The sequence below is a fragment of the Pseudomonas nabeulensis genome, assembly GCF_004682045.1.
Taxonomy (GTDB): Bacteria; Pseudomonadota; Gammaproteobacteria; order Pseudomonadales; family Pseudomonadaceae; genus Aquipseudomonas; species Aquipseudomonas nabeulensis.
In genome coordinates this window covers 60,197-76,875 of sequence record NZ_QUZT01000003.1, presented here as the reverse complement: position 1 = coordinate 76,875, position 16,679 = coordinate 60,197, and the positions used below count along the sequence as shown (strand labels likewise).

General features: G+C 60.3%; 15 protein-coding genes. 8 read left to right on the top strand and 7 right to left on the bottom strand.

Annotated elements, in window-relative coordinates; all coding sequences use genetic code 11:
- Positions 1-39: 39 nt before the first annotated feature.
- Positions 40-1,359, top strand: a complete 1,320-nt coding sequence (locus DYL61_RS02730) for an MFS transporter (RefSeq protein ID WP_105695371.1) — start codon at positions 40-42, stop codon at positions 1,357-1,359.
- Positions 1,360-1,417: 58 nt separating this feature from the next.
- On the opposite strand, the gene DYL61_RS02725 is transcribed toward DYL61_RS02730, so the two are convergent.
- Entirely contained in the window at positions 1,418-2,173 is a 756-nt protein-coding gene (locus tag DYL61_RS02725) for a COG4705 family protein (protein ID WP_135307100.1), read from the bottom strand.
- A 166-nt stretch (positions 2,174-2,339) separates the two neighbouring features.
- On the opposite strand from DYL61_RS02725, the gene DYL61_RS02720 reads away from it, so the two are divergent.
- Positions 2,340-2,972 carry a flavin reductase family protein gene (locus DYL61_RS02720; RefSeq protein ID WP_105695369.1) on the top strand — a complete coding sequence of 211 codons (633 nt, stop codon included), beginning with the start codon at positions 2,340-2,342 and terminating at the stop codon, positions 2,970-2,972.
- A gap of 123 nt (positions 2,973-3,095) precedes the next feature.
- Here DYL61_RS02720 and DYL61_RS02715 read toward each other — a convergent pair whose 3' ends face one another.
- Complete coding sequence (locus DYL61_RS02715; protein ID WP_135307099.1) at positions 3,096-3,341, bottom strand: hypothetical protein; 246 nt, start codon at positions 3,339-3,341, stop codon at positions 3,096-3,098.
- Between the two features lie 34 nt (positions 3,342-3,375).
- Positions 3,376-3,717, bottom strand: coding sequence for an antibiotic biosynthesis monooxygenase family protein (locus DYL61_RS02710; protein ID WP_060754227.1), 342 nt, complete (start codon positions 3,715-3,717; stop codon positions 3,376-3,378).
- A gap of 328 nt (positions 3,718-4,045) precedes the next feature.
- On the opposite strand from DYL61_RS02710, the gene DYL61_RS02705 reads away from it, so the two are divergent.
- A complete protein-coding gene (locus tag DYL61_RS02705; protein WP_135307098.1) occupies positions 4,046-4,975 on the top strand; it encodes an AraC family transcriptional regulator in 930 nt (309 codons plus the stop codon).
- Between the two features lie 127 nt (positions 4,976-5,102).
- Here DYL61_RS02705 and DYL61_RS02700 read toward each other — a convergent pair whose 3' ends face one another.
- The 4 genes from DYL61_RS02700 to edd form a co-directional block, all read right to left on the bottom strand.
- Positions 5,103-6,530 (bottom strand): ATP-binding protein, encoded by a 1,428-nt coding sequence (locus DYL61_RS02700; protein WP_420825060.1) that lies wholly within the window; start codon positions 6,528-6,530, stop codon positions 5,103-5,105.
- Between the two features lie 13 nt (positions 6,531-6,543).
- Positions 6,544-7,278: a response regulator gene (locus DYL61_RS02695; protein ID WP_105695365.1), complete on the bottom strand. Its 735-nt coding sequence runs from the start codon at positions 7,276-7,278 to the stop codon at positions 6,544-6,546.
- Positions 7,279-7,405: 127 nt separating this feature from the next.
- Entirely contained in the window at positions 7,406-8,362 is a 957-nt protein-coding gene (locus DYL61_RS02690) for a glucokinase (RefSeq protein ID WP_135307096.1), read from the bottom strand.
- Positions 8,359-10,185 carry a phosphogluconate dehydratase gene (gene edd, locus DYL61_RS02685; protein ID WP_135307095.1) on the bottom strand — a complete coding sequence of 609 codons (1,827 nt, stop codon included), beginning with the start codon at positions 10,183-10,185 and terminating at the stop codon, positions 8,359-8,361. The genes DYL61_RS02690 and edd overlap by 4 nt, the downstream gene beginning before the upstream one ends.
- 221 nt (positions 10,186-10,406) lie before the next feature.
- Between edd and gap the strand changes: the two genes are divergently transcribed.
- The 5 genes from gap (at position 10,407) to DYL61_RS02660 (ending at position 16,603) form a co-directional block, all read left to right on the top strand.
- Positions 10,407-11,408 carry a type I glyceraldehyde-3-phosphate dehydrogenase gene (gap, locus tag DYL61_RS02680; protein WP_105695362.1) on the top strand — a complete coding sequence of 334 codons (1,002 nt, stop codon included), beginning with the start codon at positions 10,407-10,409 and terminating at the stop codon, positions 11,406-11,408.
- A 220-nt stretch (positions 11,409-11,628) separates the two neighbouring features.
- Positions 11,629-12,147, top strand: coding sequence for an RNA polymerase sigma factor (locus tag DYL61_RS02675; protein WP_135307094.1), 519 nt, complete (start codon positions 11,629-11,631; stop codon positions 12,145-12,147).
- Between the two features lie 57 nt (positions 12,148-12,204).
- The gene (locus tag DYL61_RS02670; RefSeq protein ID WP_135307093.1) at positions 12,205-13,173 is read left to right on the top strand and encodes a FecR family protein; all 969 of its coding nucleotides are present in this window, start codon (positions 12,205-12,207) and stop codon (positions 13,171-13,173) included.
- Positions 13,174-13,288: 115 nt separating this feature from the next.
- Positions 13,289-15,859, top strand: coding sequence for a TonB-dependent receptor (locus tag DYL61_RS02665; protein ID WP_135307092.1), 2,571 nt, complete (start codon positions 13,289-13,291; stop codon positions 15,857-15,859).
- A gap of 135 nt (positions 15,860-15,994) precedes the next feature.
- Positions 15,995-16,603 (top strand): biliverdin-producing heme oxygenase, encoded by a 609-nt coding sequence (locus DYL61_RS02660; protein ID WP_135307091.1) that lies wholly within the window; start codon positions 15,995-15,997, stop codon positions 16,601-16,603.
- Positions 16,604-16,679 lie beyond the last annotated feature (76 nt).

Here is a 16,679-nt window from a genome sequence, read left to right as displayed (position 1 = left end):
ACGCGGCTCCATAAAAACAACTAGACGAAGGATCCTTTAATGGATAACTCCAACACTTTGCCTCTGGGGTCGGCGGCCGCGCCGGCAAAAGAACGCACCACCTCCAGCCGCATCAAGTCGATTTTCAGTGGTTCCGTCGGCAACATGGTCGAGTGGTACGACTGGTACGTCTACGCCGCCTTCTCGCTGTACTTCGCCAAGACCTTTTTCCCTAAAGGCGACACCACCGCCCAACTGCTGAACACCGCCGCGATCTTCGCCGTGGGCTTCCTGATGCGCCCGATCGGTGGCTGGCTGATGGGCCTCTACGCCGACAAAGTCGGGCGTAAAAAAGCCTTGATGGCCTCGGTGTACCTGATGTGCTTCGGCTCGCTGCTGATTGCCCTGAGCCCCGGTTATGAAATCATCGGTATCGGTGCGCCGATCCTGTTGGTGTTTGCCCGCTTGCTGCAAGGCCTGTCGGTCGGTGGCGAATACGGCACTTCCGCCACCTACCTCAGTGAGATGGCGACCAAGGAACGTCGGGGTTTCTACTCCAGCTTCCAGTACGTGACCCTGATCTCCGGCCAGCTCATCGCGCTGGCGGTGTTGATCGTGCTGCAACAATTGCTGACCACCGAGCAGCTGTACGCATGGGGCTGGCGTATTCCGTTCGCCATCGGCGCACTGTGCGCCGTAGTTGCGCTGTACCTGCGTCGCGGCATGGAAGAAACCGAGTCGTTCACCAAGAAGGAAAAAGCCAAGGAAAGCGCCATGCGCACCTTGATGCGCCACCCCAAGGAACTGTTGACCGTGGTCGGCCTGACCATGGGCGGCACCCTGGCGTTCTACACCTACACCACCTACATGCAGAAATACCTGGTGAACACGGTCGGCATGAGCATCTCCGACTCCACCACCATTTCGGCGGCGACGCTGTTCCTGTTCATGTGCCTGCAACCCATCATTGGCGGGCTGTCGGATAAAGTTGGTCGTCGGCCGATCCTGATCGCCTTCGGTATCCTCGGCACCCTGTGCACCGTGCCGATCCTCACCACCCTGCACACCATCCAGACCTGGTGGGGCGCGTTCTTCCTGATCATGGCGGCACTGATCATCGTCAGCGGCTACACCTCGATCAACGCGGTGGTGAAGGCCGAACTGTTCCCGACCGAAATCCGCGCACTGGGTGTAGGCCTGCCGTATGCGCTGACCGTGTCGATCTTCGGCGGCACGGCTGAATACATTGCACTGTGGTTCAAGAGCATCGGTATGGAAACCGGGTACTACTGGTATGTGACGGCGTGCATTGCGGTGTCGCTGGTGGTCTATGTGACCATGAAGGACACCCGCAAGCATTCGCGGATTACCACTGACTAACAGCTAAATTCAGGAAAAATGCAGGGCTGTGTGGGAGGGGGCAAGCCCCCTCCCACATTTAGTTTTGTATTGTCTGGCTCACCGAGCCATACCGCCGCTGCGCATACGATGCGCCGACGATCATCACCACCAACACCGCCGCCAACACCGCCGACGAGCCAATGGTGCCGAAATCCAATCCGCCTTTTTCATGGGGTTTGGTGAGGAAGTCGCCCAAGGTCGCACCAAACGGTCGGGTCAACACGAACGCCACCCAGAACAACAGCACCGACGAGATTTGTGTGAAGTACTTGAGCGCCACCACGACCGCAATGGTCGAGCCGATCAACAAAGCGCCGCCTGCAAACCCAAGCCCCGAATCGTCCGCCAGGAAGTCGCCCAACGCCGTCCCCAAGGTGTTGGAGAACAGGATCGCCATCCAGTAGAACAACTCGCCGCGAAAGCTCTGCACCTTGTTCACATTCAGCGAGTCGCCGCTGAGGTGCCACATGGCGAAGATGATCATCAGGATCACGATCAAAATCATCGAGCCCGTCGCATACCCCAGGCCCAGGGTGCGGTCCATGAAGTCCGACATGGTGGTGCCCGCCGTGCTGGTGGACAGGATCACGATCCAGTACAGCACCGGGTTGTAGGTTTTCGACCAGAGCTGCGTCACCAACGTGACCAGGAACACGCTGATCAGAATCATCGAGCTGAGGGCATAACCCACGTTCAAGGTCATCGACAGTAAATCCCCGGCGGTTTCGCCCAAGGTCGTCGCGCAGATTTTCATGACCCAGAACGCCAGGGTGATCTGAGGAAGTTTATTCATGGGGTGGACGGCTCCGAAGCTCAGTCATTTATTTGGGCGCAGACTGAACGTGGAGCTGTGAAAAATAGGTGGGCACTGTATGAAAATTCCATATCGCCGATGGAAATTCGCCGCCATGCCTTGCAGTATGGCCGCTTCATCGAACCCGAGCGCAGGAACCCCGGCCATGTCTGACGATATCCACTTCTACGAACCCGCCAACGGCCACGGCCTGCCCCATGACCCGTTCAACGCGATTGTCGGCCCCCGTCCGATTGGCTGGATCTCGTCCCACGACAGCGACGGCCGCCTGAACCTGGCGCCCTACAGTTTCTTCAATGCGTTCAACTACATTCCGCCGATCATTGGGTTTTCCAGTGTCGGGCGCAAAGACAGCCTGAACAATATCGAACAGACCGGCGAGTTTGTGTGGAACCTGGCAACCCGCCCGTTGGCCGAGCAGATGAACCAGAGTTGCGCGGCGGTCTCGCCGGAAGTGAATGAGTTCGAGTTATCCGGCCTGACGCCGGTGGCCTCGAAAGTTATCAAGGTGCCACGGGTGGGCGAGAGCCCGGTGTCGTTCGAGTGCAAGGTGACGCAGATTATTCAGCTGCAACGGGCTGACAAGGAGTTGGTGCCAAGCTGGCTGGTGCTGGGTGAGGTGGTGGCCGTGCATATTGCCAAGTGGCTGCTCAAGGATGGCATCTATGACACTGCTGCCGCTGAGCCGATCTTGCGTGGAGGTGGGCCGGCGGATTACTTCCAGCTGGGGCCGGAGGCGCTGTTCAAGATGTATCGCCCAGGTGCCACAAAACCCTGACTGAAATGCAGAAAAAATGTGGGAGGGGGCTTGCCCCCGATAGCAGGGTGCCAGTGATACATCTGTGACTGACACCCCGCTATCGGGGGCAAGCCCCCTCCCACCTTTGAACAGCGGTGTTGTTTAGAGGGTGGCAGTTGCCCAGGCCAGCTGGCCCTCTTCATCCACATCCACCAACCGCTCCAATTGCAACGCCGCCGCATCATCGGCATCGGACGCCGTCTTGAACGTCTGCCCATCCAGGATCTTGTGAAAGCGCGGGGCGCCCATGCCATCCAGTGCCTTGACGGCGACGGCGGCGCTATAGCCGCCCTCTCCCGGCACTACGGCGGATACGGCTTCGTGGTGGGCAAATTGTTTACGTGCCATGTTGCAGGTCCTGGCCAATGGAAAGTCGGCCATTCTAACCCGCCAGTTGCAGGTACTCGCCATAGGCATGCACAGCGGATGCGTCGGTGAAGGTCTGGAAGTCCATGCTACGAACCACCATGTCATTCAACAACTCGGTGAAGATCATCAGGGCCGGCGAGTTGAAGTAGGCGCTCATCGCCTGCTCGCTGCTCCAGAAGCCCGAGATCAGCCACACATCCGGGTCAACCTGGGAATGCTGCAACGAGAATTGCAGGCAACCCTGAGCCTGGCGACCCGGTTCGATCAAACTGCTCAAGCGTGCACCGAGTTCGGTGCTGCACCCGGTACGGGCACGGATAAAGGCCATATGGCTCGCGGGAATGGGGGTGGACATGTTCGACTCTCCCGTTGAGAAGTGATGCTCGGCAAGCACAGTGGGGGCGTGTTGCCACAGGATCAAAGATAACGATTGAGGTGTTAGTGCCGTTAGTCGATTCCTGCCGGCTTATTGCACAATCCTGCGAGAAGTCCAAAGAGGGCATTTGAGTCCCCTGGTTTATCCCATGTATTGGCCCAGTGTTTCAGGCAGATGACAGGCCACCCACTTGCCTGATTCACGACTTATCGCAGGATCAGGCAAGGATTGTGCAGAATCGACGTAACACTTTTTCAAAAGCCGCCGCTAAGCTGACCCCATCAAAAAAGCCTGTAGAGGACATCCCATGTCGTCGCCTGAACACCCGTCCCTTCCCCTTGACGCCGAGATGGAAAAACAGCGCGCCGAACTCGCCAGTATTGTGCACCGGCATACCTGGGAGGATGGTTCCTACGGTACGGCCGTTACCTCGCTCTACCTCAACCGCCACAACGCACCGCGCGACTTTATGCCGGTGTTGGTGGAGCCTGCGCTGTGCATCCTGGCCAGCGGCAGCAAGGAAGTACGCCTGGCCGACGAAATCTTTGCCTACGACCCGCTCAACTACTTGGTGTTCTCGGTAGCAATGCCGGTGGCTGGGCGCATCATCGAGGCCACGCCGGAAGACCCGAATCTGTCGGTGCGCATCAATATCGACCCGGCTCAGCTCACGGCGCTGATCGCCGAGGCCGGCCCGATGGGTGTACCGTCCCGGCCTACTTCTCGCGGGATGTACGTCGACCGCATCGACCATCAGCTGCTGGACGCCGTATTGCGCCTGGCACGCCTGTTGGACACCCCCAAAGACATCGCCATGCTGGCGCCGTTGATCAACCGCGAAATTCTCTACCGCCTGTTGCGTGGGCCGCAGGGTTATCGGTTGTATGAAATTGCCGTGGCCAACAGCCAAAGCCATCGGGTGAGCCAGGCGATCACCTGGTTGAACGGCAACTACGAACAACCGCTGCGCATTGATGACCTGGCCAAGGAAGTGAACCTGAGCGTGTCGACCTTGCACCACCGATTCAAGGCGATCACCGCCATGAGCCCGTTGCAGTACCAGAAGCAGTTGCGCTTGCAGGAGGCGCGGCGGTTGATGATTGCCGAAGGGCTGGAAGCGTCGGCGGCGGGGTATCGGGTGGGGTATGAAAGCCCGTCGCAGTTTAGTCGAGAATACAGCCGGTTGTTTGGTGCGCCGCCACTGAGGGATTTGGCCAGACTGCGCCAAAGCATCTGACCCAGACTCAATGAGGGCCAAATGTGGGAGGGGGCTTGCCCCCGATGGCAGTCTGTCAGTCAAAAATATTGAGGCTGATACACCGCTATCGGGGGCAAGCCCCCTCCCACATTGGTTCTGTATGCATTCAGTCTAATCCGCGGGGTAGCTGCAAGGTGACCCGCAACCCCCCTTCCCGCAAATTCTGCAAACTCACCTCGCCCCCATGGCTGTGGGCAATGTTTCGCGCAATCCCCAACCCCAAGCCATAGCCCTGCTGCTGCCCGGCCAGCCGAAAGTGCGGCTCAAACACCTGCTCCAACCGCTGCTCCGGTACGCCTGGCCCTTCGTCATCCACATGCAGGATGAACTCGGCGCCATCATCTTCAATATGCAAATGGGCGTTCTGCCCGTACTTCAAGGCATTGTCGATCAGGTTGCCGATACACCGTTTCAGCGCCAGCGGCTTGCCGGGATAAGGCGTCAGCGCGCGCCCATGCTGGGTAACGCGGCCATTACCGTTGGGCGCCACGTACGGCTCCACCAGGCAATCGAGTACGTGGTTAAGGTCTACCGGCTCGATGTTTTCGTGGATATCGGTGTCTTTCACGCATTGCAATGCGCCCTTCACCAGCAACTCCAGCTCATCCAGGTCGCGACCAAATTTGGTTTGCAGGTTCTCGTCTTCCAGCAACTCCACACGCAGGCGCAGGCGGGTGATCGGTGTGCGCAAGTCGTGGGAGATCGCGCTGAATAATTGGCTACGTTCAGTGAGATAGCGGCTGATGCGTTCGCGCATAGCGTTGAAGGCGCGGCCCACCTCCACCACTTCACTGCCGCCGCCTTCGGCCACCGGTTGTACATCGGCGCCCAGGGACATGTCCCGCGCGGCCCGCGCCAAGCGCTTGAGTGGCCGGCTTTGCCAGTGCACCAACAGGCCGATAAACAGCAGCAGGAAGCCGCTGGTCAGCACGATAAACCACACTTGCTGGGACGGCAGGCCTTGTTCTTCGAGGCTGGTGTAGGGCTCAGGCAACAGCGAGGCAATGTACAGCCATTCGCCGGGGGCGAGCTGAATCTGGGTGACCAGCACGGGCGGGTTCACCGGCTCCAGAGTCAGCGCGTAATGCGCCCAGGAACGCGGCAGTTCATCGAGCTTCAAGCCGGCATTGAAAATACGCAGGTCTTCGGCGCTGACGAACTCCACCGAGATATGCACGTCGGCGCCCAGGGTCTGGCGCAACACTTCATCCACCGCCACCAGCACGGCCTGCTTGCGCGGGGTTTGCGGCAAGACTTGCATGTCCAATGGGCGGTCGTTGAGGGTCACGACAAACCGCGTGCCGCCCATGCTGCGCAACTGGTCCAGCACCAAAGGGCGATAGGCCACCGGCAACGAACGGAAATAGCTGACGCTGGCCGTCATCGAATGCGCCAGGCTGCGGGCGCTGGTCACCAGGCCTTCGAGCTGGGTGGCGCGTAGTTGCGAGACCCAGATCACGCTGGACAACGCCTGGGCAAACAGCACCGCGAGCAGCGTCAGCAGCAACATGCGCCCCAACAACGAGCGCGGCACCGGCAGGCGGCGCTCAGTGGGCATTGCCGGCAACCACGCTGGCTGCCAGTTGGTAACCGCTGCCGCGCACGGTGCGGATCAGCCTCGGCGGTTTTTCGGTGTCGCGCAGCCGTTGGCGCAGCCGGCTGACGGCCATGTCGACGATACGGTCCAACGGCATCAGGTCGCGGCCACGGGTGGCGTTGCCGATGGTGTCGCGGTCGAGGATCTGTTGCGGGTGGTCGAGAAATAACTTGAGCAGGGCAAAGTCGGCGCCGGAAAGAATCACCTCTTCACCGTCCACATGGAACAGCCGGTGGCTGATCATATCCAGGCGCCACTCGTCGAACACCAGCACATCACTGCTGCCGCTGCGCTCCTGGCCAAACTGCGCGCGACGCAGCAACGCCTTGATCCGCGCTTGCAGCTCACGGGGGCTGAAGGGTTTGCCGATGTAGTCGTCGGCGCCCAGTTCCAGGCCGATCACCCGGTCGGTTTCGTCGGAGCTGGCGGTGAGCATGATGATCGGCACCTGCGCCTGGCGCGGGTGCTGGCGGATCCAGCGGCACAGGCTAAAGCCATCTTCGTCCGGCAACATCACATCGAGGATGACCAGATCGCACGGCGCCTCGTTCATCGCCTGGCGGAACCCCGCGCCATCCGGCACGCCACGCACCTGGAAACCGGCGCGACTGAGGTAGGTTTGCAGCAATTCGCGGATTTCCTGGTCGTCGTCGACGAGGAGAATGGATTTACTGATTACGCTCACGGGGTCCTCCTTGTTGTTATGGGGTGTTCTCTAGGGCCTCATCGGGGGCAAGCCCCCTCCCACATTTTGATGTGTGAATACATTCAAAGTGTGGGAGGGGGCTTGCCCCCGATAGGGCCATCAGCACCTACGCAAAAGCCTGCTCGAGCGCAACTCCAGCCCCAGTCAACCCGGAATACGGCGCCGTCACCAACCACACCGGAATACCTTTGAAGTAATCACTCATGCAGCCTTTGTCCGCAAAGCTCTTGGCGAAACCGCTGTGGATAAAGAAGTCGGCAAACCTCGGTATCACTCCGCCCACGATATACACGCCACCGCGTCCACCGGTGGTCAGCACATTGTTGCCGGCCACCCGGCCCAGCCAGATGCTGAACTGATCCAACACTTCCATCGCCACCGGGTCGCCGGCAAGGCCTGCGGCCGTGATGGCTTCAGGCGTGTCCAGCACCGACGTATGCCCGTCCACCGCACAAATCGCGCGATACAAACGCGGCAAGCCGCCACCGCTCAAGGCGGTTTCGGCGCTGACATGGCCGATCTCGGTGTAGATATGCTGCCATAGCTGGGTTTCCCGTGGACTGTTCAGGGGCAGGTCGACATGGCCGCCCTCCCCCGGCAACGCGGCAAAACGGCCGCCACCCAAATCCAGCAAGGTGCCAACACCCAGGCCGGTGCCTGGGCCGATCACCACTGCCGGGCGCAACGGCTCCGGCGTGCCTTCACAGACCACACGGAATTCGTCGGGCTTGAGGCGGGTCATGCCCAGCGCCATGGCCGAGAAGTCATTGACCAACAGCAGCTCATCGACCTGCAAGGTTTTGCAAAACTCAGTCTTGCTCAGGCGCCAGTGGTTGTTGGTGAATTTGAATTCGTCGCCACTCACCGGCCCGGCCACCGACAGGCACACCGCACCAATGTCGCCGATTTGCAGGCCTTCTTCCTTGAGGTAGACCTGGATGGCCTCCTCGGGGCTGGCATGATCCGCCGTGGCGTGCACGCGGATCGAATGCAGCGCCTGGTCCCGCCACAACGCAAAACGGGCGTTGGTTCCACCGATGTCACCGACCAGCGCAAGCTTCACTTAAGCGTCTCCAAGGCAGAGGTAAAGGCGCTGGCGCCTTGCTCTGCGGAGCTTGCGGCCAAGCGCATAAATGCAAACAGCTCGCGACCGGCCCCCACGTTATTGCCCAACAGGCCCGTGGCAGGCGTGCGCGCTGCAAATACGTCGGCGTCCACCTTAAGCTCCAAGGTGCCTGTAACGCCATCGACGCGAATGATATCGCCATCGCGCACCCGCGCCAGCGGCCCGCCGCTCTGGGCTTCGGGGTTGACGTGGATCGCGGCGGGAATCTTACCCGAGGCGCCGGACATGCGCCCGTCTGTCACCAGCGCGACCTTGAAACCACGGTCCTGCAACACCCCGAGGAACGGGGTCATCTTGTGTAATTCCGGCATGCCGTTGGAGCGTGGGCCCTGGAAGCGCATCACCGCGACAAAGTCTTTTTCCAGTTGGCCGGCCTTAAAGGCGTCCGCCAAGTCCTGTTGATCCTGGAACACCACCGCCGGGGCTTCGACGATCTGGTGTTCAAGGGCGACGGCGGAGACTTTCATCACGCCACGGCCAAGGTTGCCTTCCATCACACGTAAACCACCTTCCGGCGAGAATGCACGGGCCACGGGACGCAGGATGGTTTCGTCGAGGCTTTCGATAGGACCGTCGCGCCAGATCAGCTCGCCGTCCACCAGGAACGGTTCCTGGGTGTAGCGGCTCAGGCCCTTGCCAGCCACGGTGTTGACGTCTTCGTGCAGCAGACCCGCTTCGAGCAGTTCGCGGATCAGGAACGACATGCCGCCCGCCGCCTGGAAGTGGTTGATATCCGCCTTGCCGTTTGGATACACGTGGGACAGGGTGGGCACCACCTCGGAGAGATCAGCCATGTCCTGCCAGGTAAGGATGATGCCCGCCGACATGGCGATGGCCGGCATGTGCAGCGTGTGGTTGGTAGACCCGCCCGTGGCATTCAGTGCGACGATGGAATTGACGATGGATTTCTCGTCGACGATTTCGCCGATGGGCGTGAAGTTGCCGTTGGCCTTGGTCAACCGCGTGACCTGGTGCGCGGCCTCGCGGGTCAACGCATCGCGCAGCGGCGTGTACGGGTTGACGAACGAGGCGCCCGGCAAGTGCAGGCCCATCACTTCCATCAGCAGTTGGTTGGTGTTGGCGGTGCCGTAGAAAGTGCAGGTGCCGGGGCTGTGGTAGGACTTCATCTCCGACTCCAGCAGCTCTTCGCGGGTGGCCTTGCCTTCGGCGTAGCGCTGGCGCACATCGGCCTTCTGCTTGTTGGAGATACCCGAAGGCATCGGGCCGCCCGGCACGAAGATCATCGGCAGGTGACCGTAGCGCAGCGCGCCCATCATCAGGCCGGGGACGATCTTGTCGCAGATGCCCAGCATCAGCGCGGCGTCGAACATGTTGTGGGACAGCGCTACCGCCGTGGACATGGCGATTACTTCGCGGCTGAGCAGGCTCAACTCCATGCCGGGCTCGCCCTGGGTCACGCCGTCGCACATGGCCGGGGTGCCGCCAGCGAACTGGCCGACCGAGCCGACTTCGCGCAGGGCTTTCTTGATTTGTTCAGGGAAATGTTCGTACGGCTGGTGCGCCGAGAGCATGTCGTTATATGACGAAACAATTGCCACGTTGGCGGCATTCATCATGCGCAGACTATTTTTATCTTCAGTGCCGCAACCGGCCACGCCATGGGCGAAGTTGGCGCATTGCAGCTTGCCGCGCATCGGACCGTCGCTGGCTGCGCCGCGAATGAGCGCAAGGTAAGCCTCGCGGGTGGCGCGGCTGCGGGCGATAAGCCGTTCGGTGACCTCAAGGACGCGGGGATGCATGTGTAGAACTCCAGGCTAACGGATGTGGCGACCTGAGTGTCTATGCTGGTCAAACGCCCGCCGCGAAGAGGTTGGCAGGCTGTTACTTGACCAATCGGACCAGTTGATTCAGGTCACTCGTTGTAGATTGAACAAAATATTGCCACTAAAAAGGCTTGTTTTCTATTTTTATGCGAATAATCTTGTAATTCTTACAACAAATCGACGACAGGCACTTTCCAATGACTCTTCGTATCGCAATCAATGGTTTTGGCCGTATTGGCCGTAATGTCCTGCGCGCACTGTATACCCAAGGCTACCGCCAGGATTTGCAGATCGTCGCCATCAACGATCTTGGCGACAGTTCGATCAATGCCCACCTGCTCAAATACGACACCGTGCATGGCACTTTCGAAGCAGAGGTTGCCCACGATCAGGAAAGCCTGACCGTCAATGGTGACCGGATCGCTGTCAGTGCCATTCGCAACCCGGCCGACCTGCCATGGGCCGCGTTGAAGATCGACGTGGTGTTCGAATGCACCGGCCTGTTTACCGACCGTGACAAGGCTGCCGCCCATATTACCGCCGGCGCACGCAAGGTGATCATTTCTGCACCGGCCAAAGGCGCGGACGCCACCGTGGTCTACGGCGTGAACCACGACATTCTGCGCCAATCCCACCAGATCATCTCCAACGCGTCGTGCACCACCAACTGCCTGGCGCCGGTTGCCCAGGTACTGCATCGCGAACTGGGCATCGAAAGCGGCTTGATGACCACCATCCACGCCTACACCAACGACCAGAACCTGACCGACGTCTACCACACCGACCCGTACCGTGCGCGCTCGGCTACCCAGAACATGATCCCGAGCAAGACCGGTGCTGCCGAAGCGGTCGGCCTGGTATTGCCGGAGCTGGCAGGCAAGCTGACCGGCATGGCCGTGCGGGTGCCGGTGATCAACGTGTCGCTGGTGGACCTCACCGTGCAGCTCAAGAAAGAAGCCACCGCTGAAGAGGTCAACGCACTGCTCAAGGCCGCCAGCCAGCACTCGAAGATCCTCGGTTACAACACCCTGCCGCTGGTTTCCAGTGACTTCAACCACAACCCGTTGTCGTCGATTTTCGATGCCAATCACACCAAGGTCAGCGGCAAATTGCTGAAAGTGTTGGCCTGGTATGACAACGAGTGGGGTTTCTCGAACCGGATGCTGGATAACTGCCTGGCGTTGTGTAACGCAGAATAATCCTGTGTGAGAACCGGGCTTGTGTGGGAGTGGGCTTGCCCGCGAAAGCGGTGGATCAGACAGCACATTTGGCTCTGATAGACCGCATTCGCGGGCAAGCCCGCTCCCACATGGGTTTTGTGCAATCTCATTGATGTGGTGTTGGCCCACAGAAAGTGCCACTTGCCATTTGAGTTGATGATAAGCATTATCATTCACTGCAAATCGGTCTGGTATCACTGTGAGCCAATCTCGCTTCAACCACGTCTTTCTCACCCAACGGGTGATTCTGCTTCGCACCTTGCAGCGGATGGTGAATAACCACAGCACCGCCGAGGACCTGTTGCAGGAAACCTACCTGCGCGTCACTCGGGCCTTGAGTGAGCGCCCTATCGATCACCTCGAACCTTTCGTCTACCAGACGGCGCGCAACCTCGCGCTGGACCACCTGCGTTCGCGCAGGATCCAGGCCCGTACGTTGCAGGAAGATGTCCCGCTGGATGTCCTGCAAAGCGTCGCCGCCCCGATCAGCACGCCCGAAGACGCCACCCAGGCCGAGCAAATGCTCGAAGCCTTGAGCGTCAGCCTCGGCCAGTTGAGCGCCCGCCAACAACAGATCTTTATCCTCAGCCGCCTGCACGGTTGCAGCTACCAGGAGATTGCCGATCAGTTGGACGTGTCCTTGAGCACCGTGCAAAAGGAACTCAAGTTGATCATGGCCATCTGCATAGGTGTGGCCGAAAGGCTGGATCGGCCTTAAGCTTCAGCCCTTGCTGTAGGAAAACCGAACAAACGTGGCGAAGACCCGAGGAACACCGTGACGGACCCGAATAAACTGCGGCCCCATGAGCTGGCTCATGAGGTGTTGCAAGACACGGCTGTGGACCAAGCCCTCGACTGGCTGATCGCCTTGCAGTGCCCGCTGCCGGGGCAACAAGCTGAATTTGAAGCCTGGCTCGCCAGCGACTCCGCCCACGCCCACGCCTTTGCCAAGGCCCAGGCGGCCTGGGGTGGCGCGCCGGTACACAGCGCCGCCGTGGCCCTGGCTGCGCCGCGCAAGCCGAGCGCCTGGCGCCGGATCAAACCCCACTGGAAACCCCTGGCCACCGCTGCTGTGTTGCTGATCGGCCTGTTCAGCTTCAGCAACCTGCCAGTGCGCCTGCAAGCCGACCACCTCACCGTGGTGGGCGAACGCCAGCGCCTGCAACTGGATGCAGGCTCAAAGGTGCTACTCAACACCAACTCGGCGTTTTCCAGCAGCATCAAGGACCAGCAGCGCATTGCCCGCCTCTACCAGGGCGAAGCGTTTTTCGAAATTGTCCCCAACCACGGCCTGCCCCTGGAAATCGACGCCGGCCCCGTACGCGCCAGCGTGCGCGATACCGACTTCGCCGTGCGCTACCTCAATGGCGAGGCGCAAGTGCAGGTGCAACGCGGCAATGTGGATTTGAGCAACACCGTCGACGACGCCCGCGTGCGCCTGAGTGCCGGTGAAAGCATCCGCATCGGCCCCAAGGGCTTCGGCTCGCCGGCCAAACTGGACGCCAACAAGGACCTGGCGTGGGTGCAGGGCCGACTGATCTTCGAAAACCGCCCGATGAGCGAAGTACTCGCCGAACTGCGCCGCTATTACCCCGGGTGGATCGTCAACACCAACGATAAGCTCGCCAGCGTCGCCGTCACGGGTAATTACCGCCTCGACCAACCTCTGGATGTGGTGCGCTCCCTGGCCCACATCACCTCGGCCAAGCTCTCGGAATACCCGGCGCTGGTGATCCTGAACTAAATGAGAATTATTTTTACTCGATAGCCTCGGGTGGTACGTCTCGTCTTAGCCAATGCAACTGATTCCTATTTGTTCAGTTCGCAACTAAAAAGATTCGTACCCCGGAGCACTCTCGATGTCCTCTTGTTTCAACCGCCGGTCTTCTTCGCCCGTCCTGTCCTTGTTGACTGCCGCCATCCTGCTGGCCGGCGCGCCGCTGATGAGCGCCAGCGCCGCTGAGCCCGCTTCACGCAGCCACGGCAATTACAATTTCAGCATCGAGCAACAGTCGTTGGTTTCCGCGCTGAATGCCTTCACGGCCGTGACCGGCTGGCAAGTCGGCCTGTCGGCAGAGCTGGGCCAGGGTGTGTCGTCCCCTGGCGTGCGCGGCCCGTTGTCGCCGGAGAAAGCCCTGGATCAGCTGTTGGTGGGGACCAACCTGAGCTACCGCAAACTGGGCAGCAACACTATCGTCCTGGAAAAGCGCGCCGCCGGCAGCACCCTTAACCTGCAACAGGTGACCATCAGCGCTACCCGCCATGAGCAGGATGTGAACAGCGTTCCGAGCACCGTCAGCGTGCACGACCGCCAGGAGCTGGACCGTCTCAACGTCGGCAACAGCCGTGAGCTGGTGCGGTACGAGCCCGGTGTCTCTGTCGGTGGCGCCGGTACACGCTCCGGCAATGCCGGTTTCAATATCCGTGGCATTGACGGTGACCGCATTCTCACCCAGGTCGACGGCGTCGAAGTGCCCGATCACTTCTCCAACGGCCCGTACGCGCAGACCCGCCGCAACTATGTCGACCCGGAAATCGTCAAGCGCGTCGAGATCCTGCGTGGTCCTGCATCGGCCCTCTACGGCAGCAGCGCCATCGGCGGCGCGGTGAGCTACTTCACCCTCGATCCGGACGACATCATCAAGCCCGGCAAAGACGTGGGCGCCCGCCTGAAAACCGGCTACAGCTCCGCCGACGACAGTTGGCTGACCTCCGGCACCGTCGCCGGCCGCGTGCAGGACTTCGACGGTTTGCTGCACCTGAGCCAGCGTAATGGCCACGAGACTGAAACCTACGATGGCAACAACGCCACCGGCCTGAACCGCACCGGCGCCAACCCGGAAGATGTGCGCACCACCAACGTGCTGGCCAAGCTGGGCTGGAACTATGGCGATGAGAACCGCCTGGTCCTGACGTACGAGAAATACAAGGATGACCGCGACACCAACCAGAAAAGCGCCGTGGGCGGCCCGTACAACACCGGTTTCAACAGCAACCTCTACCGTGCCCGCTCGGGTAACGACACCATCAGCCGCGAACGTTTTGGCCTGGAAAACAGCTTCGCCGTTGACTCGCCGTTCGCCGATCACATCAAGACCAGCCTCAACTACCAGGTCGGCAAGACCGACCAGACCACCGCCGAGCACTACGTATCCGGCGCACGTAATTTGCTGCGCGAGCGCGAGACGCTCTACAAGGAAAAGCAGTGGGTGTTCGATGCCCAATTGGACAAGGCATTTGCCATCGGCGACACCGATCACGTCGTCACCTACGGCACCACCCTCAAACAGGCGAAGGTCACCGGCTCGCGTACCGGCAGCGCAACCTGCCTGACCGTCAGCGCCAGTTGCGTGGCCGTCGGCGCCCCCAGCACCAATGCACTGGATATCGTCAAGCCAGCCAGCGACTTCCCGGACCCGACCATCAACACCTACGCCCTGTTCGCCCAGGACCAGATCAGTTGGGGAAAATGGACCTTCCTGCCCAGCGTGCGTTATGACTACACCCAGCTCAAGCCCAAGCTGACCGAGGACTTCCTCAACTCCACCGACCCGAACCGCGTCTACTCCCACGACGACAGCGATAAAACCTGGCACCGCGTGTCGCCCAAATTCGGCCTGACTTACGCCCTGACCGACAACTACACCTGGTTCGGCCAATACGCCGAAGGCTTCCGCACGCCGTCGGCCAAAGCCTTGTACGGTCGCTTTGAAAATATCCAGCAAGGCTACACCGTAGAACCCAACTCAGACCTCAAGCCGGAAACCAGCAAGAGCTTTGAAACCGGCCTGCGCGGCAACTTTGAGTCGGGCAATTTCGACGTGGCGGTGTTCTATAACAAGTACCGCGACTTCATCAACGAAGATGCCGCGCTGCTGACCCCGACAGGCGTTGCGTTCAAGGCTGGCAATATCAAGCGCGCCACCATCAAGGGCGTGGAAGCCAAAGGCCGCCTGAACCTGGATGCCTTTGGTGCACCGCAGGGCCTGTACACCCAAGGCTCGGTGGCCTATGCCTACGGCCGTAACGAAGACACCGGCGAGCCGATCAACAGCGTCAACCCGCTCAAGGGCGTGTTCGGCCTGGGCTACGAGCAAGAAACCTACGGCGCCCTGGTCAGCTGGACCCTGGTCAAAAAACAAAACCGGGTCGACAGCGCGACCTTCTTCTCGCCCGATGGCGACAAGACCAAGGCCCCGTTCAAGACCCCGGGTTTTGGCATCGTTGACCTGACCGGCTTCTACAAAGTCACCCAAGACGTGACCATCAATGGTGGCCTGTACAACGTGACCGACAAGAAATACTGGAACTGGGACGACGTGCGCAGCTTCGACAGCATCGGTGAAGCCGGCGTGACCGCGCCCGCCAATATCGACCGCCTGACCCAGCCTGGCCGCAACTTTGCGATCAACGTGATCTGGGATATCTGACAGCGCCCGCCTCACCTCGTCGAAATGTTAGCGACGGGGTGAGGATTTTTTACTGTGCCGCGTCTTCTTGTTCGTCTAGTTGATAACAGCTCTCTTTAGGGCAATAAGGCGCTCCCCTTCTCAAGGACTTTTTTCATGACCGCATCTCCTACCGCAGAACGCCCAAGCCTGCGCTCCCAGCGCCTGAACCAGATCACCAACGAGCCGCACACCAAGCTCGACGCCCTGGTAAAAGCCCACGCCCCATTCGAAACCCAGGCCAACTTCGCGCGTTTCGTGGTGGCGCAATACCTGTTCCAATCCGAACTCGTCGCCCTGTACAACGATGCCGAACTGATCAAGATCGTCCCGGACCTGGCCGCGCGTTGCCGCGCCGAAGCCGCCAAACTGGACTTGGGCGACCTCGACACCGAAGTGCCTGCACCGGTGGCTGGCGCGGTGAGCAACCCGAGCAAGGCCGAAGCCCTGGGCTGGCTGTTCGTGTCCGAAGGTTCCAAGCTGGGCGCCGCGTTCCTGATCAAGCGCGCCGTAGGCCTGGGCCTGAGCGAAACCTTCGGTGCCCGTCACCTGGGTGAACCGGCCGGTGGTCGTGCCGAAGGCTGGAAAAGCTTTACCCGCACCCTCGATGGCCTGGAATTCAGTGCCGAAGAAGAAGCAGCGGTGGAAAAAGGTGCGATCGATGCGTTCGTGCGCTTCACCGTACTGCTGGAACAGGCGTACGCTAGCGCCCCTGAACTGGCCTGACTTCCAAAATTGAAATGCAATCAAAATGTGGGAGGGGGCTTGCCCCCGATAGCTATATGTCAGTCAACTAATCTAT